General features: G+C 33.9%; 20 protein-coding genes, 1 pseudogene and 2 riboswitches. Of the genes and pseudogenes, 18 read left to right on the top strand and 3 right to left on the bottom strand.

Features of this window, described 5'->3' with window-relative positions:
- Positions 1-2 precede the first annotated feature (2 nt).
- The gene (narI, locus tag U473_RS07345; protein WP_068724882.1) at positions 3-722 is read left to right on the top strand and encodes a respiratory nitrate reductase subunit gamma; all 720 of its coding nucleotides are present in this window, start codon (positions 3-5) and stop codon (positions 720-722) included.
- A gap of 179 nt (positions 723-901) precedes the next feature.
- Entirely contained in the window at positions 902-2,686 is a 1,785-nt protein-coding gene (locus U473_RS07340) for a methyl-accepting chemotaxis protein (RefSeq protein WP_068724880.1), read from the top strand.
- A 99-nt stretch (positions 2,687-2,785) separates the two neighbouring features.
- Here U473_RS07340 and U473_RS15005 read toward each other — a convergent pair whose 3' ends face one another.
- The 3 genes and pseudogenes from U473_RS15005 to U473_RS15670 form a co-directional block, all read right to left on the bottom strand.
- A complete protein-coding gene (locus U473_RS15005) occupies positions 2,786-3,511 on the bottom strand; it encodes a tetratricopeptide repeat protein (RefSeq protein WP_235589147.1) in 726 nt (241 codons plus the stop codon).
- A 23-nt stretch (positions 3,512-3,534) separates the two neighbouring features.
- Complete coding sequence (locus tag U473_RS07335) at positions 3,535-6,138, bottom strand: adenylate/guanylate cyclase domain-containing protein (RefSeq protein WP_201024160.1); 2,604 nt, start codon at positions 6,136-6,138, stop codon at positions 3,535-3,537.
- A gap of 45 nt (positions 6,139-6,183) precedes the next feature.
- Positions 6,184-6,366, bottom strand: a pseudogene (locus tag U473_RS15670) (double zinc ribbon domain-containing protein); the annotation flags it as partial.
- A 120-nt stretch (positions 6,367-6,486) separates the two neighbouring features.
- Positions 6,487-6,573: riboswitch (cyclic di-GMP riboswitch) on the top strand.
- A gap of 159 nt (positions 6,574-6,732) precedes the next feature.
- Here U473_RS15670 and U473_RS07330 point away from each other — a divergent pair.
- The 16 genes from U473_RS07330 (at position 6,733) to U473_RS07260 (ending at position 23,585) form a co-directional block, all read left to right on the top strand.
- Positions 6,733-7,131, top strand: a complete 399-nt coding sequence (locus U473_RS07330) for a hypothetical protein (RefSeq protein WP_068724878.1) — start codon at positions 6,733-6,735, stop codon at positions 7,129-7,131.
- Between the two features lie 99 nt (positions 7,132-7,230).
- On the top strand, positions 7,231-7,926 hold the full coding sequence (locus U473_RS07325; RefSeq protein WP_068724877.1) for a DUF3307 domain-containing protein: 696 nt from the start codon (positions 7,231-7,233) through the stop codon (positions 7,924-7,926).
- Positions 7,927-7,938: 12 nt separating this feature from the next.
- Positions 7,939-10,233 (top strand): ATP-binding protein, encoded by a 2,295-nt coding sequence (locus U473_RS14265; protein ID WP_082732425.1) that lies wholly within the window; start codon positions 7,939-7,941, stop codon positions 10,231-10,233.
- A gap of 44 nt (positions 10,234-10,277) precedes the next feature.
- Positions 10,278-10,360, top strand: a riboswitch (cyclic di-GMP riboswitch).
- 101 nt (positions 10,361-10,461) lie between these two features.
- Positions 10,462-11,058, top strand: a complete 597-nt coding sequence (locus tag U473_RS14260; protein WP_082732424.1) for a PAS domain S-box protein — start codon at positions 10,462-10,464, stop codon at positions 11,056-11,058.
- The gene (locus U473_RS07315; protein WP_407701948.1) at positions 10,941-11,933 is read left to right on the top strand and encodes an ATP-binding protein; all 993 of its coding nucleotides are present in this window, start codon (positions 10,941-10,943) and stop codon (positions 11,931-11,933) included. Before U473_RS14260 ends, U473_RS07315 begins: the two co-directional genes overlap by 118 nt.
- 51 nt (positions 11,934-11,984) lie before the next feature.
- Positions 11,985-13,025 (top strand): HD domain-containing phosphohydrolase, encoded by a 1,041-nt coding sequence (locus U473_RS07310; RefSeq protein WP_068724876.1) that lies wholly within the window; start codon positions 11,985-11,987, stop codon positions 13,023-13,025.
- Positions 13,000-14,193 carry a response regulator gene (locus tag U473_RS07305; protein ID WP_068724873.1) on the top strand — a complete coding sequence of 398 codons (1,194 nt, stop codon included), beginning with the start codon at positions 13,000-13,002 and terminating at the stop codon, positions 14,191-14,193. Before U473_RS07310 ends, U473_RS07305 begins: the two co-directional genes overlap by 26 nt.
- 14 nt (positions 14,194-14,207) lie before the next feature.
- Positions 14,208-15,248 carry a response regulator gene (locus tag U473_RS07300; RefSeq protein ID WP_068724871.1) on the top strand — a complete coding sequence of 347 codons (1,041 nt, stop codon included), beginning with the start codon at positions 14,208-14,210 and terminating at the stop codon, positions 15,246-15,248.
- A 198-nt stretch (positions 15,249-15,446) separates the two neighbouring features.
- The gene (locus U473_RS07295; protein ID WP_068724869.1) at positions 15,447-16,469 is read left to right on the top strand and encodes an ABC transporter ATP-binding protein; all 1,023 of its coding nucleotides are present in this window, start codon (positions 15,447-15,449) and stop codon (positions 16,467-16,469) included.
- A gap of 3 nt (positions 16,470-16,472) precedes the next feature.
- Positions 16,473-17,477 carry an ABC transporter ATP-binding protein gene (locus tag U473_RS07290; RefSeq protein WP_068724867.1) on the top strand — a complete coding sequence of 335 codons (1,005 nt, stop codon included), beginning with the start codon at positions 16,473-16,475 and terminating at the stop codon, positions 17,475-17,477.
- Positions 17,478-17,495: 18 nt separating this feature from the next.
- A complete protein-coding gene (gene opp4A / locus U473_RS07285; RefSeq protein WP_068724859.1) occupies positions 17,496-19,229 on the top strand; it encodes an oligopeptide ABC transporter substrate-binding protein in 1,734 nt (577 codons plus the stop codon).
- Positions 19,230-19,266: 37 nt separating this feature from the next.
- The gene (gene opp4B, locus U473_RS07280) at positions 19,267-20,235 is read left to right on the top strand and encodes an oligopeptide ABC transporter permease (RefSeq protein WP_068724858.1); all 969 of its coding nucleotides are present in this window, start codon (positions 19,267-19,269) and stop codon (positions 20,233-20,235) included.
- A 14-nt stretch (positions 20,236-20,249) separates the two neighbouring features.
- Positions 20,250-21,158 (top strand): oligopeptide ABC transporter permease, encoded by a 909-nt coding sequence (opp4C, locus tag U473_RS07275; RefSeq protein WP_068724855.1) that lies wholly within the window; start codon positions 20,250-20,252, stop codon positions 21,156-21,158.
- 156 nt (positions 21,159-21,314) lie between these two features.
- A complete protein-coding gene (locus U473_RS07270; protein ID WP_068724854.1) occupies positions 21,315-22,340 on the top strand; it encodes a GAF domain-containing protein in 1,026 nt (341 codons plus the stop codon).
- A 224-nt stretch (positions 22,341-22,564) separates the two neighbouring features.
- Complete coding sequence (locus tag U473_RS07265; RefSeq protein WP_082732422.1) at positions 22,565-22,954, top strand: MFS transporter; 390 nt, start codon at positions 22,565-22,567, stop codon at positions 22,952-22,954.
- On the top strand, positions 22,917-23,585 hold the full coding sequence (locus U473_RS07260; protein ID WP_068724850.1) for an MFS transporter: 669 nt from the start codon (positions 22,917-22,919) through the stop codon (positions 23,583-23,585). The genes U473_RS07265 and U473_RS07260 overlap by 38 nt, the downstream gene beginning before the upstream one ends.
- The last annotated feature ends 91 nt before the right edge of the window (positions 23,586-23,676 follow it).

Below are 23,676 nucleotides of genomic sequence, written 5' to 3'. Positions count from 1 at the left end.
AGATGAACGTTTGGAATCAATTTTGGTGGGTAATATTCCCTTATCTAACATTAACCATATTTGTTGTTGGTCATATTTATCGTTATAATACGGATCAATTTGGCTGGACAGCAAAATCAAGCGAATTTATGGAAAAGAAATCCTTAAAATGGGGAAGCATTCTCTTTCATCTAGGGATTCTGATGGTTTTTGGTGGTCATTTGGTTGGATTGCTTGTTCCTAAAGCTTGGACCAAAGCACTTGGGATGACAGAAGAGATGTATCATGCTGGAGCGATCTTTGGGGGTGGTTTTGCTGGAATCATCACATTAGCTGGGATCATGATCCTATTATTCCGTCGAGTCAATGTAAAACGAGTTCGTATGACAAGTCATATTAGCGATATTCTAATTGCGGTTCTCTTGTTTATAGAGATTGCGATAGGTGTCTATAATACCCTAGGATTTAATTTATTCGTTGGTGGATTTGACTATCGAGAAACCCTTGCACCTTGGTTAAGAGGATTGCTTCTCTTTAGACCAGATCCAACACTAATGGTTGATGTACCTTTACTATTTAAATTGCATACACTCTTTGCCTTTGCCATCTTTGGCATTTGGCCATTTACTCGACTCGTTCATGTCTGGAGTATTCCGCTAGAGTATTTAAAAAGAAGCACGATTCTTTACCGTAGTAGAAATGTACAAAGAGTAATGCAAATGAGTCAATCGCAACAAAAATAAACAATAGCCACTTCCTAAACTCCTTTTCGTGTTAATGCAATCTAGTTATTTTGACCTATTTTTAGTCTTATTTTTGGGGAATATTATTCAAAAATCTATCAAAATTTAGTAAACTTTACTATGATATTTTGTCAAACTAAGTTCAAAAATAATAGATTTTGTCGAAAAGGAGCAGGGAAATGAGAAAAATAAAATATAAACTAATCATGTTTTTTGTTATTATTGTACTGGTTGTTTTAGGTCTTTTAGGTGGATATAATATTTTATCTACAATCAATCAAAATCATCAATCACTAAACCATTTTAAAGAAAATCTTTTAAGAGATTATGACACGATGATTAAAAGTGAAGTAGAAACGGCAGTCACTCTATTAAACTATGCGTATAGTCAATATCAAAATGGAACGATGAGTGAAGATGATGCGAAAAATCTAGGTGTTAAGCTAGTAAAGGAACTGCGCTATGGAGATTCCGGCTATTTTTGGATTGATCGAACAGATGGTATGTTGGTTGGACATCCAATGCTTCCAGATCAGGAAGGTACCAACAGACTTAATATCAAAGATCCGAATGGTACTTACTTAATCCAAAATATTATTAAAGCTGCTAAAGACGGTGAAAATAATGGATTTTCCGAATATATGTGGGAAAAACCTACAGATGTAGGAACAAATAAGCTAACGGAGAAAAGAGTCTATTCAAAACTCTTTGAACCATGGAATTATATCGTAAGTACAGGAAACTATATCGATGAAATTGATACAATAGTTGGCCAACAAGAAAAGGTGTACAAGGAAAATATGATAAAGAATGTCTCCTTTCAACTTGTGATTATGGTGATTCTTATTCTCTTAGCTGGAATCATTGTTTATATATTCAGCAATAGACTATCAAACCGAATTTTGATTGTTGCTAATCAGATTACAAAAATAGCAAATAATGATCTTTCTATTAATGAGGTTACAATTGAGTCTAATGATGAAATTGGCGAGCTTGGAAAAGTACTTAATATGATGGTTGCTAATTTAAAAGGGATGATAAAAGAAATTAGTACGAATATAAGGGAGTTAGACGATTCTAGCCAGCAGCTCTCTGCTACAGTGGAGGAAATATCCGCTCAAAGTCAAACCATTAATGCAGCAACACAACAGATCGCAGCGGGAATGGAAGAAACCAGCGCCTCTACCGAGGAGATTAGCGCATCAGGACAAGAAGTAGCAACGGCAACTAACCAATTCGTCACAAGTGCAGGAGAAGGGAATGTAATCGCAAAGGAAATTGAGAAGAGAGCCGAACAAATAAAAGAAAATGTAGAACATTCAAGTAAAGAAGCGTCTGTAATTTATGAAGAAAAACAAGAACGGATCCTTAAAGCCATCGAAGCAGGAAAAGTTGTTTCAGAAATTGGCAGAATGGCTGAAGTGATCGCAGAAATTGCAGGACAAACCAATTTATTAGCCTTAAATGCAGCAATTGAAGCAGCAAGAGCTGGGGAACATGGCAAAGGTTTTGCTGTAGTTGCTGATGAAGTACGTAAATTGGCTGAGCAATCTACCTCTACCGTTTCTGAAATTCAACAAGTGGTCAAGCAAGTACAAGATGGTTTTCATCATTTATCGGAGAATGCCAAGGATATTTTACAATTTGTAAATGATAAGGTAGCTACTGATTACAAAATGTTGCTTGAGACTGGCGAACAATATCAACAAGATGCTAATGTAATCGGTCAATTATTTGAGGAATTTACAGCAAAATCAGAACAAATCTCAACATCGATTGACCAAATCAATTCAGCGATTGAATCAGTGGCCTCATCTGTAGAACAATCAGCAGCTAGTTCCCAAGACATTGCCAACAATTCGATTGAGATTTCAACTGCGATTGAAGAAGTAAGTAAAGTGGCCAATTCACAAGCGGATTTAGCACAAAGATTAAATGAGATGATCAAAAAATTTAAGGTTTAACTTTAAAGTCATATAAGCCCTGATTTTCCATAAATAAATCAAGGGGCTGTCAATAGTAGATAAAATCATCTATTGACAGCCCCTTTTTTGTTTTAATTGTTATTGATGGTTTAGATTACAATATTGTTCATAAGCTTGTTGAACGATAGGCGTCCATCTAGACCCATCCACTTTCTCGATCAATTCTTTTGCCTTTTGCAAATCTTTTATCGCATCTTCATAGCGATCTGAAGAGAGAAGGGCTTCAAATCGTCTGTAATATCCCTTTGCTGCTTCATAATCTGATTCTAATTGTTCAGCTAAATGGATGGATTCATTATATTGTGTCATCGCTTCATTGTACATGTTTTTCTTCACTAAAAGGATTCCCTTAAGCCGTAAAGCCTTTAATTTTTTCAAATCGTTTTTTGTTTTCACGGCAAAATTAATCGCTTGGTCACAATGTTCGACAGCAAGATCAAGATGATGATGATTCAGTTCGTATACACTCTTATAGCGATAATAGTCGCTAAGATAGGAGATCTCATTTGTTTCATTAAAAATTTGCTTGGATTTTTCTAAGAGCTCAGGAATTTTTTGATCGGCTTTTTGCTTGAAATAAAGCTTTGCTATCCCTATATAATTAATTCCTTCCTCAACAGGTAAACCATGTGTTTTTGCTATTTCCAGCGATTGCTTGTAGTAGTCAAAAGCTTGGTCTATCTTTCCTTTTTCATACATTAAGTCACCTAAGTTCAATAATGCGATGTCCATTAAATAGATGGATACTCCATCTTGAGCTTTTGCAATGGCCTCTTGAAATAATGATTCAGCTTTAGCGAATATGCCTTTTTGCAGATAAAGAATTCCTAAATTGTTAAGAGTGGCGATATAAGTATGAATATTTGATATTTTTTTGTTATTTCGATCGCTTTGTTAAAATAATTAATCGCTTTGGATATCATGCCAGATGTATGATAAATAATTCCTAAATTTCCTGAAATTTTAACCATTGTTCTCAGGTTATTTACTCTTTCAGCATAATCATAAGCTTTGTTTAAATAAAACAGAGAATTATCTGTATCTCCATTCATAAAATATAAAATACCAGCTTGTCTCATCGTTTCTGCTAGATTTTCATAATCCCTTGTTTTTAATAAGATTTCTTCCGATTTTTCAGCTATTGATAATGCTTCAGGATTTCCTAAGATGATTAACACATTGCATTTTAATTGTAGGAATTTTCCATACGTATTGCTGTTTTGTCTGATTTTAGGTTGGATTTCATCTAACACTTCCAATGCCTTTTCAAACTGGCTCATTGCTTTGTAGAGATTCGCAATCATGATTTGAATCTGATAGATATCATCTGATACATTTGCGATCTCAAGCGCTTTTTTAAGATGATCTAATGCATTGTCATATTGGGCAAGGATAGTATAAATATTTCCCATTTCTATGAGAGAAAGAATCGTTTTATTTGTATCTTTATTTTGTGTTTTCTCGTTGATTTCAAGGTATTTCTTAAAAAAGTCTAAAGCACTAGTATATTGATAATCCTTTTTTAATCTGAAAGCCGCTTTATAGTAATACTCTTTTGCTTGACTTAGGCTACCAGCTTTTTCAAAATGAGTGGCTAATTGTTCGTAATAGTTTTCAAGGTCTTTTTCATAGTTGATTTCAAGCCATTCCGCAATTTTTTTATGATATTCCATTTTTGTTTTGTTTAGCATACTATGATAAATGACTTCTCTTACCGTTTCTTGATTAAAGGTATAGATTTTGTCTATCCCTAAAGAGGTGTGAACCGATTGCAGTGAAATAATATTCATTTTTACTGGTAGCGCTAATATATCTTCAGTGGATGTTGAATTCATTAAATGAGTCAACCAGGATAAATGAAACTCTTTCCCGATAACTGAAGCGAGTTGTAATAAGTTTCTCGCCGATTCATCTAAATCAGATAAGTTAGCTAAAATAAGGCTTTCGATGGTGTTAGGAATCGTCTGAAGTTCGGATACATCGATCGATGCGGTTCCGTCTTGAATAGAGAATGTTTTTCTTCTTTTAAGAGCCATCAAATATTCTTTGATATGGAGTGGATATCCTTTTGTAAATTGAATAATCGCCTGAAGCAATGGTTCATCAAGATGGCTACAATTTAATAGTTTGCAAGCTAGTTTCTCTGTTCCAGTTGGACTAAGCGGTTTGAGTTTCAGAATAGAATGGCTATCTTTGCCACTATTATTTAATTCTTCTCTTTCATATCTTGAAGTAAAAATGAAAAGAGATTTCACATCTGGCAGTGTTTTGACCAGATTTGTCAATATTTCCATTGATCCTGCGTCTGCCCAGTGGATATTCTCAATGATGATAACAAAAGGTTCTTTACGAGCGGCCTGTCTGATAAATAAAGAAACCTGATTGAATATTTCTCTTTTGATATCTTCATAGTTCATCGCATTCAAGATATTCTGAAATTCATGGTCTCTTTTTAAACCCATAACCAAGCTTAAAAAACGATAGTTCCGTTGAGTCTCCTCCTCACCAATGCTTGAGTTTTGAAAGAGATAAGCAAGATACGACTTTAGGCGGTTTTCTTTTATCTTTTCACTTTCAGTAGGATGGAGGTTCATCATTTGGTAGATTATGTTGGACAGAACCGAATAGATTCTGTTTTTGTAGCCAACATTGATATCGACCCAATGTTTTTTAAGTTGATTGTCTAGTTTTGACGTAAAGCTTCTTAGCAGGCTTGTTTTACCAGTTCCTGCCTCCCCGATAATGGTGACATACTCTGTGCTATTTAGTTGATTGTAGATTGAATGCAGAAAGTTCGTTTCATCATCCCGTTCGATTAAAAACAGCGAATCAATAGCTGCTTCTCGTTTTAAATGAAGAGGGCTAAAGCATTTTACTGGTTTTTCTTTGTTTTTGGCAATGATCTCTTTTTCAGGAGAGTAATCAATTTGATCATTTGTTTCTTGATAGACAGATTCTGATACAAGGATCGTGCCAGCTGCTGCTTGAGTTTGAAGTCTTTGCGCTGTGTTGACCACATCTCCCATAACGGTAAAGTCTTTATCAAAATAGTTTCCCACACTTCCAGTCACAACCTGACCGTAATTAATTCCGATGGAAAGATTTAATGTTACCCCTTTACTGGATAGTCTTTCTTTTGAAAAATCTTGGATTAAGTCGATCATCTTCATGCCACAGCTGACGGCTCTGTAAGGGTCATCGCTATGAGGATATTTTGCTCCGAAAAGAATCATCACACAGTCACCGATGTACTTGTCGATGGTTCCTTCCAATTCATATACAGGTTTGGTGATATAAGCAAAAGTTTCATTGATGATTTCCCGAACTTCCTCTGGATCCATTTTTTCCGACAATGCCGTAAATCCAGATACATCAGCAAAGATGACAGCTACATTTTTTCTGTTTTCCGTAAGAATCTCATAGTTTTGCACAGAGCTTTCAATCTCTGATTGGGATATTTTATGTCCACAATTAAAGCAAAACTTGGCCATGATGGGGTTAGGCGAATCACAGGAAGAACATTTTATTGGCAATTTCATCCCACATAAAGGACATTCCTTTGGATAATTTGATGGTAAGTGATAACCGCAATTAAAACAAAGAATAAGAATCCCTCCTAGCGTAAAAAAATGATAAAAACTAGGTTCTTTGATTGACAAAAAGTGAAGTTTATGGTTTATTTATCTTAAAGTAAGTTAGTAAATCATTCCAAATCTATTATATACGGTATTGATAAGAATTGAAACGATTTTGTCGTTTTTTGTAAAAAACTTAATAGATGTCGATAATAGCAAACTTATCGAAAGGTAAGGACGCAAAGCCATGGGTCTAAGGAATAATCATTCTATGATTGCCAGGTTGCCGAAACGAAGTTACTAGGGTTATGCTTAACGTTTGTTCGTTTTAAATAGCATGACTTGAGTTATTTATTGATTTGTCTAATAAGCAAATCATCTTGGCGCCTATGGCTTGTTCATATAGGTGCCTTTTCTTTTAGCGATAAGGTTCGAAAGGAGGTGAGACGAATGAAAAGAATGATGTTTATCATCACAGCAGTTGTACTCTTGCTTTCAAGCATACCAGTTGTGGCAGCTGAGAATCCAGTGATTTATACGGATACGATTACGGTAACAGAAGATGGTGGCAGATATCAAGTTGGCTTTGTCAATGTTGAGTTTAAAAAGGATTTTATCGATCCAGCGAAGTTGCCGGCCACTTTTGATGTCAAGGTTTATGCTGAGAATGGGGTAGGATATGTTGAATTTGCCCCGGACACACCAAATTTCTATAAAAAGGTTCACATTAGAATAGACAAATACGATGGACTTCTTTACGATCAGGCAACAGGGGAAAATATTGAGGTTCATGTTAAGAAACAACAAATTTTGGCTGAGCATTTTTCACGTTATGCTTGGGACTTGTAATCATCCATGAAAACCCTCTTAAAATTTAAGAGGGTTTTCATCTATCTTTTAAAGTATGTATACATTCGCATATTAAAATAAGACAGAGGGGTAAATGATGTGTTCTATTACTTACTATTAGGCCACCTGCTAGGTGATTTTACATTTCAAACAGGTAAAATTGCAGAAAATAAACTAAAATATTGGAGATGGAATTTACTTCATTCATCAATTATAACAATTTGCATGCTGATTCTTCTATTCCCATTTAATTCTTACATATTGGGATTTATTTTATTAAACGGGATTCTCCATTTTATGATCGACTCATTTAAATCAAAACTATCCATTAAGAGTTCTTTAGGTTCATTTCTCTATTTTATTTTGGACCAAGTCGTGCACATCATGATCCTATATTGGTTATCTACTATAATTGTTAAAATTTCTCCACCATTACTTATTGATGTGCAAATCATCAAGTTTCTTATTATTCTGGTCTTTATCTCATCTTTTTCCGCAATTTTGATTCAGTTTATACTGAAAGCTATTTTTCCTGCATACCAGAAAAAATTTTTTAATGGAAATGAAAAGGGTGTTGGCCAATTAACAAGGATTGTTTCTTTTTTTATTTTTTATCTAAGCTTTTCTTTTTCTATATATTTTTTAATCGGATTATTGGCTATTATCATAGGATTAATTATTTATTATAATAGAAAATGGCGTACATGGATGAGCCTAAACTATTTTATAGCAAAACTTTTCATGGATGTATTGATATCTATGATCGGTTTTATCTTCTTATTGATTCAGGAATGAGGTGCAATTTTGTTGACGAATTTAAAAACGATCATCTGTATAGAATCTATCAAAAAATACGAAGAGTTTTTGGATGTCATTAAAAATGAATTTGAACCGATACTTATCATTACAGATTTAATCCAATTGGAAAAGGAATTAAGATTAAACCAAGATCCCGATGATACCATTATCTTTATTGACCATATATTCCTAAATCAAATGGAAGAGCAGCTTTTCCAAATTCTAAGAAAGCCACAGAATAAAACGATTGGTTTATTTCAAGATAACATAGACTTACTTTCAAGAGAAGCTTTTCTTGATGATATTCTTGTGTGCAAGAGTAAGTTTACAATAAGTAAATTCCTTTATAAGCTTAAGAATAATCTGACACGTCAACAAAAATTGGATACTTTAGAAAAGGAAGTACAACGTTTCTATAATATAGGAAAAGAATTATCCGCTGAGAAAGATATTAATAAGCTATTACAACAAATTATGGATTCATCGATGGAAATGACTTCTGCTGATGCTGGAACGATTTATATAGTTGTTAACCAAGATAATCTCGATTGGACTACTTATGAAAGAAATTCTAAAAATCAATTATTAAAATTTGTATTAGCGAGAAATAATAGCCTGAAGGTAGAACTAGAATCAACAACGTCGCCGATTTCAAAAAATGGAATTTCTGGTTACGCTGTGATTACTGGTCAATCATTACGAATTGATGATGCTTATGATTTGCCAAGTGATGTTGAATACCAGTTTAATTCTGGTTTTGATCAAGTTACTGGTTATAGAACAAAGTCAATCTTAACGGTGCCGATGAAGGATCACCGAGATCGTGTGTTAGGCGTGATACAGCTTATTAATAAAATGAAAGCAAATAAGGTTATTTCTTTTAGTGATAAAGATGAAATGATTATTTATTCTTTGGCAGGACAAGCAGCAGTCATTATTGAAAATAATATCATCTACAAAAATATGGAAGAGTTATTGGAAAAAAATAGATTGACGATATCTGATGAAATAACCAAAAGAAAACAGGCTGATGAAGAGATTAATAAGTTGCTTAGTGCGATTGAACATAGTCCTTCATCTGTAATTATTACAGATATAAACGGGTACATCCAATACATAAATCCAAAATTTACGCAAGTTAGTGGTTATACGTATAAAGAAGTGATAGGGAAAAATGTAAGCATTCTTAAATCCGGAATACATCCTAAAGAAATGTATATTGATTTTTGGAAGACTATACTTTCAGGTAAAGAATGGTCTGGTGAATTTTATAATAAGAAAAAGAATGGAGAGTTGTATTGGGAATCGACCTCTGTTTCCTCAATAAAGGATGAAAACGGTACAATTAAATATTTTATATCAGTGAGAGAGGATATTACTGAAAAGAAAATACTTTATAAAAAAATAGAAGAACAAAATATAGTGCTTCAGAAAACCATTAGGAAGTTAAATGACGCACAATCTCAATTGATTCAAAAAGAAAAAATGGCAGGAATCGGTCAACTGGCGGCAGGAATCGCTCATGAAATCAATAACCCCTTGGGTTTTATTACGAGTAATTACCATACATTTAAAAAATATACTTTAAAAATAGAGGAACTCTTACAAAAGTATAAAGATGCCTTGCTCAATTTCTCAGAACTTTCAACTGAGAAAAAAGAAAAAATATTGGATGATATTATAGAATATGAAAAGAATAACAAGATTGCCTTTGTAATGGAAGATCTTTTTGAACTATTAAATGATACAAATGAAGGATTAGAACGGATTAAAATGATTGTAAATGCACTAAGGGCTTTTTCCAGTATTGATCAATTAAATGAATTTAGTCCTTACGATCTTAATGAAGGAATTAAAACCGCTTTAATTATCGCCAAAAGTAAAATTACATATGATACGAATATCAATGAAGAGCTGACAGATATCCCCAACATCATTGCCATTGGTGCCGAAATCAATCAAGTGATTTTAAATTTAATTCTGAATGCTGCTTATGCAATAGAAATGAAACAGGATAGTAATGAAGGGATGATTACGATTAGGACTTATCAAAAAGAAGAATATGTATACTGTGAAATAGAGGATAATGGGATCGGAATAAAAGAAGAGCTTATCAATAGAATCTATGAACCTTTTTTTACTACAAAGCCTGTTGGAACAGGAACGGGTCTTGGATTAAGTATTTCTTATGATATCGTTGTAAACAAACATCAAGGGGAAATATCTGTAGAAAGTAAAGAAGGAATAGGATCTAAATTTGTGGTAAAACTGCCTATTAAAGGTAGGGTGTCTATTCTTAATTGAATCTCATCATATATTTCAGTATAATTCAATAAACGATAAAAAACGATATATTTTGGCAAACCTATTGAAAGGTAGGGACGCAAAGCTATGGGCCTAAGGGATTAACTATGGTTGCCAGGTTGCACTTGTAAAAAAGATCTATGTGCACTTGGTGTACATAGATCTTTTTTTAGTAAAAGCAATAAGCCGAATTTTTTGATAATCACTATTTCAAGGGGGAGGATTCTGATGGTTAAACTAAATAATCATAATTCATCGATTGGTTTTACTACTGAACTTACAACCAACTATAGAAAAGAGAAAGTAAGTTCTTTAAAAATTACTTTTCTCTATTTTATAATAGCTAACGCTTTCCTATTGCTAGCTAATTTTGTTACTCAACTCAAGGATGACAACACTATACACTCTATTTTGGCTTTACATGATTTTAAATACCTGATTGCAATTATATTTACTTCACTATTTGTTTTTCTGTTCATTTATTATAATCGCTTAAAACTAAGAAAAGATGAATTAGACCTTTGTATGTTATCTAAGATCATTGAACAGAGTCCAATAAGTATTATTATTATGGATGAAAACGGAAAGATAGAAGATGTAAATCCACAATGTACCCAACTAACAGGATATACATATGAAGAAATGTTAGGCAAACATTATAGTATTTTTCATGATTCAATTACATTAAGCCAGAATTGGCAAGGTGAATTTCAAAGCAAGAAAAAAATGGAGAATTATTTTGGGGGCATGTATCTATTTCCTCTATCCAAAATGAGGAGAAAAAGATTGCTCGCTATATTGCTCAGATTGAGGATATTACAATGAGAAAGCAGATGGAAGAGAAATTAAAAAGCGCCCAATCCCAAGTAATCCACCAAGAGAAACTTGCTGCGATTGGACAGATAGCAGCTGGGGTCGCTCATGAAATCAATAATCCTTTAGCTTTTATTAAAAGTAACTTCGATACCTTAGAGAAATATTTCTATAAATATAAAGAAGTGATCGAAGTCTATCAAAGATTCAAGGGCAATTTGAGAGAAGAAGAACAATTGAAATTGGAGAATATTAATTTGATCATAGAAGAAATTGAAAGTATTGAAAGGAAAAATAATATTTCGTTTATTAACGAAGATTTAGAAGAATTATTTAGAGATTCAAATGAAGGAATTGATCGAGTAAATGAAATTATAAAAGAGTTAAGGATGTTCTCCAGAAGAGGACAAACAGATATTTTTGAAGATTATGATTTAAATGAAGGAATAAAAAATACATTAGTTGTTGCTAGAAATATCTTAAAATATCAAGTGCAAGTTGAAGAATACCTAGAAGAAATACCGATTATTCATGCCATAGGTGGAGAAATAAACCAAGTATTGCTCAATTTATTATTAAATGCCACTTATGCAATTAAAGAGAAACAACCAGAGATTGGTTTGATAAAAATTCGAACCTTCGCTAAAGATGATGATGTATATTGTGAGCTTGAGGATAATGGAATCGGAATAGAAGAAAAAAACATATCATCAATCTTTGATCCCTTTTTTACAACAAAACCTGTAGGAGAAGGAACAGGGTTAGGACTAAGTATAGCTTATGATATTATCACTAATAAACATCATGGAGCAATAACTGTGGAAAGCACAAAAGGTGTCGGAACTAAATTTATGATTAAACTCCCCATTCATCAAGCATTCAATTAATCTCAAAGAAGTGATGATTTAATATTTATATTTGAAAGTAGGTGAAACAAGTTGAGAAAATATAAGATCCTTTTAGTTGACGACGAGATCAATGTGATTAATTCTATTAAGCGTGTTTTAGATGGTTTAAATTATCATTTATATTATACAACCTATCCTGAAAAAGCTTATGATTTATTGAATACCTATCAATTTGATCTTGTGATAACGGATCAAAGAATGCCAAAAGTATTAGGGATCGATATATTAAAGTATACAAAAAAAGTGTCTCATAATACGGTTAGAATATTAGTTACTGGTTATTCTGATCTAGATGTGCTCGTTTCTGCTATCAATGAAGGTTCTATCCATCGATATATATCAAAGCCCTGGAAAAATGATGATCTTGTAAAAATAATAGAAGAGTCAATTGATTATAAACAAAGAATGGACCAGAAAGATACGATTTTAAATCAATTATTAACAAAGAATAATGAATATGAAAATATGATACAACAATTAAGAAATAAGCTTGTCAAAACAAATAGACAGATAGAAAAAACTTTACTTAGGGTTATACAAGCAAAAGATATGGAACTATTTACACATTCCAAAAATGTAGCTCATTATTCATTATATATTGCTGATTTACTAAATCTATCATATAAGCAAAAATTAACACTTAAATATGCAGGTTTGTTTCATGACATAGGGAAAATAGTACTTAGGGATCATATATTATTTAAACCTGATAGATTAACCGAAGAAGAATATACAGCAATGAAATATCATCCTTTGGTAAGTTCTTATATATTAGATGAAATTGATTTTATGAAAGAAGTCGTAGAAATCATTCGTCAACATCATGAAAGAATTGATGGTCTTGGGTATCCCCTTGGCCTAACTAATGATGAAATATTATTTGAAGCCAAAATCCTTTCAGTTGCTGATGCATATGATGCTATGCGTGCGAATCGTATCTATCGAAAAGGGATGTCCCAAAAAGAAGTACTTGAGGTTTTACAAAATGGAAGAGGAAAGCAGTTTGATAAGAACATAGTTGACACTTTTATAGGGGGATTGTTAAATGAAAAATATCCTCTTTGTAGATGATGAAAAAAGTATCCTAAATTCATTAAGAAGATTATTTATTCATGAAGAGTACGGTGTTTTTTTAGCGGAAAACGGAAATGAAGCCCTTTCTATTTTGGCAAGTGAAAATATTGATTTATTGATTACAGATATGAAAATGCCAGTGATGAATGGCTATGAACTATTAAAAGAAGTTTATAAAAAATACCCTAAGCTGATCCGAATCATTTTAAGTGGTTTTGCAGAAAAAGAAATAATTATGAAGTCAATTAGGGAAAATTTAGCATTCTTTTACCTATTAAAGCCCTGGGATAATGATCATATGATCAACCTAATCAATCGATTATTCTATCTGAAAGATATTTTGGAACAAAAGAACCTATTAAGATTTGTTGAAATTTATGGAGATGCATTTCCTTCTTTGTACAGTAATGAAAAAGAATTAAGATTAAAATTAGTGGATAAGGCAGAAATTGAAGAAATCATCAAAATTATTGAAAGAGATCCTTCGACAACGTTGAGAGTATTGTACTTTGTGAATTCTGCATATGGTATCAAAACAGGTTCAGTAAAGAAAGCACTAAATTATTTGAACTTGAATGATTTAGAAAATATTTTATTTAGAGATTGGTATGATAGCTTGGATGATGCCATTACTCAGAAAAATATTGGATTGATAGTAAATCATTCAATACTAACAAATAAAATTGTTCATTATATCTATCAAGAACTACTGTGTAAGAACATTGACCTTCAATATGACTCAGTAGGTTTATTGTGTAATATTGGGGGTTTAATTTTACAATCTGCTTTTACAAATGAATATACGGATTTAATAACTGATGCTAAGGAGAAAAAAGAAACGATAGAAAAATTGGAAGAAAAGACTTTTAAAATGACATCTCAAGAAGTAGGAGGTTACTTATTAAGCTGGTGGGGGCTTCCTGATCCTTTGATTGAATCAGCATCTTACCTTCACAAACCATTGTGTGACAATATTAGAAATAAAGAATTGGTTTATATCCTGCATCTAGCAAATTATTATTCATGGAAATTTTTCGGGCTTGTTCCTTATGAACTAAATCGTAAAGTATTTGATTTATTAGGTCTGAAAGAAAGAAACTTAGAACAAATGGTTCATAAGATCGCCATAACTTTTATAGAGGAAAAACAAAAAAGGGATTTGTAGGAAGGGGTGAAACTGTGCAACAAAATACTGTATTAATTGTAGATGATGATGTAAAAGTATTAAACTCTTTAAAAAGAGCATTATTGGATGAAAACTTTCGATGCATATTTGTTGAGAGGGCAAAAGATGTTTTTGATATTTTAGAGAAAGAAGAGATTAGTGTAATTGTATCAGATATGAAAATGCCCGAGATTAACGGTTTGGAATTGCTTAAAAAAGTAAAAGCATCTTACCCCCAAATTGTGAGAATTGTTTTATCTGGCTATACGCAATTACCCCAGGTTTTGGCTGCCATTAATCAAGGAGAAATTTTTAAATTTATAACAAAACCATGGAATTTAGATGACGAATTTATTCCTGTTATTCAAGAAGCGATAGAGAACTATAATATGATGAAAGAGAAAGAGTTATTAAGGAAAGATTTGGAAAGAAAGAATGATTCCTATCGTCGAATCATTGAAACAACAAAAAATAAATACGATCTTTTCCAAGAAAATATGCTAAAAGTTGGTGAAATGGCAACCTATATTTTTAGGAACATCAAGGAGATTGCTTTAAAGGATACGGGCGAAAAAAATAAGATGGTACGTGCTTTGGATATCTATAAAGATTTATATTTAGGGTATGTAAAGACCTTACCAAGTACATACGAAGTGTTTGATATCAATCAATTAACTCATGATCTTGATCAATTTATTTTTAGTGAAAGTCGAACGAAACATTTACAAACGACAATAAAAGGGAACGCCAATTTAAGTTTACGAGGAAATTATAAACTTTTAATCTTTATTTTGTTTTCTTTTTATAAATATGTTATTGAATATCAAAATACGGATGAGCTTCCAGTTACTTTAACGATAGAAGAGTCTCCTCAAACAATAAAATTAGATTGTTTTTCATCAATAACTCTAAAGGAACCTATTGATTTAGATCATCTTCATTTAATTCGTTTGTTTTTGCAAGAGTTAGCAAATAACATACATCGTGATTTTATTATCTATGAAATGAATGGGATGTTATATACTAAGATCCAGCTTGAATTTACAAAATCATGATCCAAATGGATACCAAAATTAGGTATCCATTTTGTTTGTAAACTTATTTTAAATGAGAGCATAGAGATTAATTAGAAAAAAGTAAGCGTTTTCATTATTGTTAGAATATTAAAAACTTATTGACAGTTTTTTTAATTTATTGTGATAATTTTTATAATTATTTCGAATTCCGATATTTTGTATTCCAAGAGGTGAAACATGAACCAGAGAGAGAACAACTTAACAGCATCAACCGTATTAAAGGTTAAAAAGTTGAACACAGGATTTCTTATTGGGGGAAAATTTTATAATGCTATAGAAGATATTTCATTAGATGTTACACCTGGAAAGGTTATATGTATCGTAGGTGAATCAGGTTGCGGCAAAAGTGTATTAGCCCTTTCTATAATGAACTTGCTGCCAAAAGGGATCGGTAAGGTAGTTGGCGGAGAAATCATTTTTAATGGTCAAGATTTAACCAAACTTTCCCAAGAGGAAATGAACGATATACGTGGTAAAGATATAGGAATGATTTTTCAGGAACCGATGACTTCTCTAAACCCTGTCTTTTCTATAGGATTTCAACTTGAAGAAGCACTACTTAACCATTTCGATCTTTCAAAGGATGAGGCACGCAAAAGAAGTATACAATTGTTAAAACAAGTAGGTATTCCTAGGGCAGAAAAGGTGATTGATGAATACCCTCACCAACTTTCCGGGGGAATGCGCCAACGGGTGATGATCGCTATGGCGATCGCTTGTAACCCTAAATTGTTAATTGTCGATGAACCAACAACTGCGTTGGATGTAACGATTCAAGCTCAAATCCTTGAATTGATTAAAGATATTCAACAAAAGATGGATATGGCTGTTTTATTGATTACTCATGATTTAGGTGTCGTTGCCGAAATGGCTGATGAAGTAGTGGTCATGTACGCAGGGCAAATCGTGGAACAAGGGAGTGTAGAACTCATATTCAACACCCCAAAACACCCATATTTAAAACTATTATTACAATCGATTCCTAAATTAGATGAAGATCGTGAAAGACTAGATTCAATTAAAGGAATTGTTCCTTCGCTTGTAAATCTACCAAGAACAGGCTGTAGGTTTGTAGATCGTTGTCCAGTAGCTAAAGAAGAGTGTACTCAAATTACCCCAGTCTTAGGTGAGGTAGATACGAATCATACTGTACGCTGTTTACTATATCAAGAAAGCTATCCTAAGAAAACGGGGGTCTAGATCATGAGTTCAAATTCAAATACACTACAACGAAAAAATCCGGAATATTTACTAGAGGTAAAAAATTTAAAAAAATATTACCCGATCTTTGGCGGATTCTTTCGTAAACAAATTGGCGAGGTAAAGGCAGTCGATGATATTTCTCTGCAGTTAAAATATGGTGAGACGATCGGTCTAGTGGGTGAATCTGGCTGTGGGAAGTCTTCAGCAGGCCGAACGATTTTGCGTCTACAAGACCCGACATCTGGATCGATCGTTTTTCAAGGGAAAGATATTACAACAATTCGAGGAAAGCAATTAAGGGATATTCGAAAAGATATGCAAATGGTTTTCCAAGATCCCTATGCTTCTTTAAATCCAAAGATGATGGTAGGTAGTCTGATATCAGAACCCATTCGCAATTATACAAATCAATCAGATAAAGCATTGAAAGATCAAGTGATGGAGTTGTTAGAAAAGGTAGGATTACCAGCAGATACATATTATAAGTATCCACACGAATTCTCAGGTGGCCAAAGACAGCGAATAGGAATTGCTAGGGCTTTAGCATTGCGGCCAAAGTTAATCATCGCTGACGAACCGGTCTCTGCCTTAGATGTTTCAGTACAGTCTCAAGTATTAAATCTACTGCAAGATCTACAAGAGGAGTTTCAACTCACTTACCTTTTTATCGCTCATAATTTGAGTGTGGTCAAACATGTGAGTGATCGTATAGGTGTCATGTATCTGGGGCGCATTGTGGAATTAACAGATAAACGTACATTATATCAAGAACCTTTACATCCATATACACAAGCACTATTATCTGCGATTCCTGTTCCCAATCCGGGAAGACGAAAAGAAAGAATTGTATTGACGGGTGATGTTCCAAGCCCAGAAAACCCACCAAAGGGTTGTGCATTTCATCCAAGATGTCGATATGCAATGCCTGAGTGTCAAGAGATAAGACCAGTAATGAAGGAGGTGAAATCAGGACATTACGTTGCATGCCATCTATATTCAAAATAAATAAAGGGGGAAAATGTATTGAAAAAGTCAATATTTGTTTTGTTGTCACTGATTCTTGCCATATCTATGTTCTTAGTCGCTTGTAGTAGTCAAACAACAGAAGCTCCACCAAAAGAAAATGCTGATCAGCCTAAAGAGGAAACAAAGGTAGAACCACAATATGGTGGGAAAGTAACCTATGCTTTTATACAACCATTTAAAGGCCTTCTTGACAGAGCTTTTTATGAAGGGGAAGATGATGATCTCATCTTAAACTTCATGATGGACAGTATTATAGAAACTGGTGATGATCTTAAACCAAAACCAGGGATTGGGACTTGGGAAGTTTCTGATGATCACAAAACTTACACATTCAAAATAAAACAAGGGGTAAAATGGCATAATGGCGAAGAGTTAACGGTAGAGGATTGGAAGTATGCTTTGGAAGTCCTTGCAGATCCAGATTATACAGGTCCACGTTATACCAACGTTGAAATTGTAGAAGGGGCAGAAGCTTATCACAAGGGAGAAGCAAAATCGATCTCTGGTATTGAGGTGGTTGACCCTTATATGATTAAAATCACAGCAAAAAAACCAATGGTTAACTTCTTAGACCAATTATGGTCTTATCCAATGCCTAAGAAATATTATGAGGGAATTGCTGTGAAAGATTTACCTAACTCTGATAAAGTACGTAAGAATCCTATTGGTCTTGGACCATTTAAAGTAAAGACGATTCAACCCGGAGAATTCGTTGAACTTGAGCGTTTTGATGATTATTGGAAAGGGAAGCCTTATCTAGATGGTGTCGTATATAAAGTGATTGATGGATCTTTAGCAAGTGGGTTATTAAAGAATGGTGAAGTAGATATTATGATGATTCCAAGTAGCCAGTATCAAGAAATTTCTCAATTACCTAATGTTGAATTAATTAAGGAACCTGCTCTTTCCTATAGCTATATTGGATTTAAATTAGGTAAATGGGAAGGAACTGAATCTGAAGGTAAAGTCGTGATGAATAATCCGAAATTCCAAGATAAGAGACTACGTCAAGCGATGGCCTATGCATTAGATCGTCAAAGCTTGTTAGATGCTTTCGCAAATGGGCTTGGTATGCCTTTAGATGTACCAGTACCTGATGTGAGCTGGGCAAAAATTGACGATTCCAAAATTACAAAATATGAATATAATCCTGAAAAAGCTAAACAATTATTAGACGAAGCTGGATATAAAGATGTAGATGGAGACGGTTTCCGTGAAGATCCAAAGGGTAAGAAATTTGTGATCAACTTTGACGCGATGTCAGGAACTGAAATCGCGGAACCGCGTGCACAAGCAATTATGCAAATGTGGAAAGATGTAGGATTAAATGTAAAACTTAATGGCGGAGCTTTAAAAGAATTTAACCTTTTCTATGATGTCGTCATGAAAGATGATCCATCTGTTGAATTATTCTATGGTGCATGGGGCTTAGCTTCTGACCCAGATCCAACCGGTCTTTGGAAGAGTACCGACTATTGGAACTTCCAGCGCTGGTATAATGAAGAATCTGATAAACTTATCGAAGAAGGAATTAGTGAAAAAGCCTTTGATGAAAATTATCGTAAAGAAGTCTATTATAAGTGGCAACAACTTGTAAACGAAGAATTGCCAACGATCTTTATGTTCCAGCCAATTGATGTAACGGCAGTAAATAAACGTTTACATGGAGTTCATACAAATTCCTTTACTAACCAAGTAGATACTCATTTATGGTGGGTTGATCAAAAGTAACAGTGATTGCATTAAGATCTAAAAGGGGAAATGAACGATGCTAACTTATACATTACGAAGACTTGCTGGAATGATCCCCCTCCTGATTTTAGTTTCAATTGTGGTATTCTCCCTGGCAAAAATGATGCCAGGGGATGCCCTTTCAGGAAGAATTGATCCCAACAATTCCGATCCGAAATATATTGCGGAAATGAGAGAAAAGTTAGGACTAAATGATCCTGTTTACATCCAGTATGCACGCTGGGTGAAAAATATGTTAAAAGGGGACTTTGGAGAGTCCTTTATTCATAAAATGCCAGTAAGTGAACTTTTGGGTCAGAGAATTCTAAACACTCTTTTTTTAGCTCTTTTATCTCTCTTTATTACTTATTTTGTTGCCTTTTTTATGGGAATGTATGCAGGTAAACATCCATATACTTTAGGTGATCATTTCATTGCAACTTTTAACTATCTTGCATTTGCGATTCCATCTTTTTTTGCAGCACTAGTTGCAATCTACATCTTTGCTATTCAATTAGGATGGGTACCAGCAAGTGGGACGATTGATACGGGAATTGGCGATGGAGGAACATTTATCTATTTTCTAAGTAAATTAAAGCATACCATTTTACCAGCGATGGTGTTAGGGATGTTAAGTACTGCAGCCTATACCCAATTTTTACGCAATGATATTATTGAAAGCAGTCGTAAAGATTATGTCAGAACAGCAAGGGCAAAGGGTACAAAAGAATCTGTGATTTATAACAAACATATATTACGTAATTCGATTATTCCCTTGATCACCTTTTTAGGTTTTGATATCGGTGGATTGCTAGGTGGAGCAGTAATCACAGAAACGATCTTCACCTATCCAGGGATTGGGCAGTTATTCATTGATTCGGTGAGCAACCGAGATTATTCAGTGATGATGACAATTACAATGATGTTATCAGTGATGACCCTATTAGGGAATTTAATCGCTGATTTATTGTATGGTGTCGTAGACCCACGGATTCGTTTAGATTAGGGAGGGGATTGATTATGGAACCAGTAGTAACTCAACGTCAAAATCTTCAATCCGGGTCGAAAGTACCTAAAAGCCCTTCTCCGTGGACGATCGCTAGGCGCAAATTTTTTCGCAATAAGCTAGCAATAGCTGGATTGGTTTTTATTTTTATTGTTGTAACCATCTCTTTTTTGGCACCTTATATCACAACCTATGACCCTACACGTGTTGACATCAAAAGTATTGCAAAACCTCCCTCAACAGACCATTGGTTTGGTACAGATAAAGGAGGACGTGATGTCTTTACTCGTTTACTTTATGGTGGTCGGATTTCACTAACGATTGGTTTTTCAATTACTTTCTTTGTGGTGCTCATTGGTACGATCATTGGTTCCATCGCTGGATATTTCGGTGGAAGAATTGATTCGTTATTGATGCGGTTTACAGATTTTATTTTGGTATTCCCTTTTCTCATTTTTGTGATCGTACTTAACTCCATCTTTACCGAATCAGGGGTAATCACGTTAATCTTTACGATTAGTGTTCTGTCGTGGGGTGGAACTGCTAGAATGGTTCGAAGTAAAGTTCTAGCTGAGAAAGAGAATGAGTATATTCTAAGTGCTGTTTCAATTGGTTGTTCACCTACCAAAGTGATTCTTAGACACTTGATACCTAATGTTTTATCTACCGTTATTGTCCAGGCAACTATATTGTTGGCTGCAATGATTGTCGTTGAAACTGGTTTAACCTTTCTTGGTTTTGGGGTACCGGCTAACATTCCTAGTTGGGGAAATATGATCTCTGATGCAAGATCACCCGATGTGATTCAAAACAAGCCATGGATCTGGTTGCCACCTGGGCTTGTACTTACGCTAACGATACTCTCTATTAACTTTGTTGGTGAAGGTTTAAAAGATGCCTTTAATCCAAAATCTGCTAGATAAAAAAGCTGCCTTTATTGTGGCAGTTTTTTTAATAATTTTTAAAAGGTGTCATTACTTTTCTGAGGGATAAAAAGATAGGGGAATTCCCTAATTTGCGATTTTATTATTTTTATGTAAAATGAAGAAGAAACATATAATGACGAAAGAGTGGTTTTTATGTGGTCTTTTGACCAACTATTAATAGTTGGACTTATTTTTATTATTGCAATCATGATCGGTATCTTTTTAGGTTATCGTTATGGAAAAAACATGCCCCTAAATTATCATTATAATGAAAATGGCGAACGCGATCAGAACATTCGCCATTTGGTTCAAGAAAGAATGGAAGAGCTGCGTAAAAAAACTAAAACGGATTTCATTGGTCTTGCCCTCTATGATTCTATGAATGAAGAAATAAGATGGCGCTTAGCTGTTGGAGCGCTTAATGAACGTTATAAGCGAATTGTTATCCGGATGGGAAAAGGAATTGCTGGTGAAGTGGTTCAGTTGAACCGAACCGTTAAAATTGAAAATTTCCCCAATCAGTTATTGGGTGATCCGATTGAATATCCAATTTTGTTAGTAGAACATTTGGTCAGTGTTTTGGCTGTTCCTGTTTCTTATCAAAACCGAATTCATGGTGTACTTCTCATAGGCCAGCGCAGTAATCGAATCTTCACAGATCATGATGAAGAGGTAACTTTATCAGTTGGTCTACAAATTGCTAAAGAATTAGAGACTGCCAATGTTTATGAAAGAATTTTATATGAGGTAAATGAAATAAAAAATGCACAAACTAGGATCAATGATTCCTTGCTCATTCGTTTTTTGGCGGAGAAACAGCAACAATTTTTACAAGATAATAAAGGAACATTAAAATTTGAAGTTTTAGACCAATCGATGATCGAGATACCTGTATCAATTCAGAAGATATTAGTTCAAAATCTAGAAGAGATCTTTGAGATTGTCAACCAGAATCAAGAAGATCAAGTGGAGATCAGCATCGGGCGATCAGATAGTCACCTATTGGTAGAATGCAAAAGTAACCGTTCTATCTCTTCTACAAAAGAGGTATTCAAGAATATTTATAAACGGATAGGAGAAGTTGGGGGATCTATTAGTTCTTACTTAGAGGAAAATCAAATTCATTTTGTCATGCAATTACCTGTATGGAGCTACAAAAATCCATTAACGATTGAATAGTAATAGTCAAGATGGTTTTTACCATAAATATAATTATAATATTGCAATTTTTTATTTATTCCCTTATAATAAACTTAAGTTACCTTATCAATGGTAAATTTCTTTTACTCCCCATTTGTTAAATGAATACATGATTCACCCAAGGGAAACATCTGCGCTTCTCCCCGCGTGGGTGTTTTCTTTTTAGCTGTAAAGAAAGGGATGGCAAATAGGAAAGCTATTTACTGATTATTACGGGTATTTTGCCAACAGTGGGAAAAATATCTGATCTACGAGGAAGAAAAGGGATTTTTATTCTCGGTTTAGCCATTTTTACAATCGGTTCTATTTTATCGGCGATCTCTGCGACGATAGGACAGTTAATTGCTTATCGAGTGATTCAAGGGATTGGTGGTGCGATTATGCAGGCAAATGTCATGTCGATTATCGCTTATACTTTTCCACCGGGATCAAGAGGTAAGGCTATGGGTTTAATTGGTAGTGTTGTGGCATACCTGGGGATGGAAAAGTCCGATTACCCTTACCTATATAACCGTATCGATCATCAGTTGGATAGGTTTTATTATACGGGAGTTTTTGGTAGAGGATCCACTGATCGAGCTTACATTATTTAAAAATCCTATTTTTACGATTGGGAATATTACAGGGCTTTCTTCTTATGCCCTCATTATGTTTCCATCTATTTTGCTTCCTTTGTTTTTATATAATGTAACTCATTTGGAGGTTTTACAAATTGGTTTTTTAATGACCTCTCAGGCGGTAACCATGTTGATTGTTTCTCCAATTAGCGGTTGGTTTACTGATCGAATTGGTTATGATATACCGTCATTAATAGGAATGGGACTCAGTTCATTAGGACTTTGGTTGATGGGTAATTTTAATGTAGCAACAAGTCAATTTGATATTATTTTTGCACTTATGATTTTTGGGATTGGTATGGGATTATTCCAATCACCAAATAATGTCGCCGTGATCGAAAGCGTTCCGGTTGAAAAAACTGGTGTGACAGGTGGGATTATCGCTACTATAAGAAATTTTGGGCGGGTTTCAGGTGCAGCTCTAGCTATCTTTTTGTTGCAGATGGGTTTGGATACGGTAACTGCATTTAATCAGTATGCCAATGCTATCTCATTTGTCTTTTATTTTGGTAGTGGATTTGCTTTTGTCAATCTGCTATTGATATTAGGACGAGCCGTTTTTGGAAAAAGAAGCAAAAATTATGTAATGATTAGAATGAAAAAATAGATACAGATATACGTCGATCGTTTAAGAAAATCCGTTCTCTTGTTTGATTTTCTAATCGCTGTTCATGCAATTCTTTTTAAAAAAGTAAGTT

It is taken from the genome of Tepidibacillus decaturensis (genome assembly GCF_001561915.1).
GTDB lineage: Bacteria > Bacillota > Bacilli > Tepidibacillales > Tepidibacillaceae > Tepidibacillus_B > Tepidibacillus_B infernus.
This window is presented reverse-complemented; position numbering and strand designations above follow the sequence as displayed.

Bases quoted from the DNA above. Each gene is read 5' to 3' on its own strand.
- U473_RS07305 (WP_068724873.1), top strand. From the start codon at position 13,000: ATGAAAAATATCCTCTTTGTAGATGATGAAAAAAGTATCCTAAATTCA.
- narI (WP_068724882.1), top strand. From the start codon at position 3: ATGAACGTTTGGAATCAATTTTGGTGGGTAATATTCCCTTATCTAACA.
- opp4B (WP_068724858.1), top strand. From the start codon at position 19,267: ATGCTAACTTATACATTACGAAGACTTGCTGGAATGATCCCCCTCCTG.
- U473_RS07270 (WP_068724854.1), top strand. From the start codon at position 21,315: ATGTGGTCTTTTGACCAACTATTAATAGTTGGACTTATTTTTATTATT.
- U473_RS07330 (WP_068724878.1), top strand. From the start codon at position 6,733: ATGAAAAGAATGATGTTTATCATCACAGCAGTTGTACTCTTGCTTTCA.
- opp4C (WP_068724855.1), top strand. From the start codon at position 20,250: ATGGAACCAGTAGTAACTCAACGTCAAAATCTTCAATCCGGGTCGAAA.
- U473_RS07290 (WP_068724867.1), top strand. From the start codon at position 16,473: ATGAGTTCAAATTCAAATACACTACAACGAAAAAATCCGGAATATTTA.
- U473_RS07295 (WP_068724869.1), top strand. From the start codon at position 15,447: ATGAACCAGAGAGAGAACAACTTAACAGCATCAACCGTATTAAAGGTT.
- U473_RS07340 (WP_068724880.1), top strand. From the start codon at position 902: ATGAGAAAAATAAAATATAAACTAATCATGTTTTTTGTTATTATTGTA.
- U473_RS14260 (WP_082732424.1), top strand. From the start codon at position 10,462: ATGGTTAAACTAAATAATCATAATTCATCGATTGGTTTTACTACTGAA.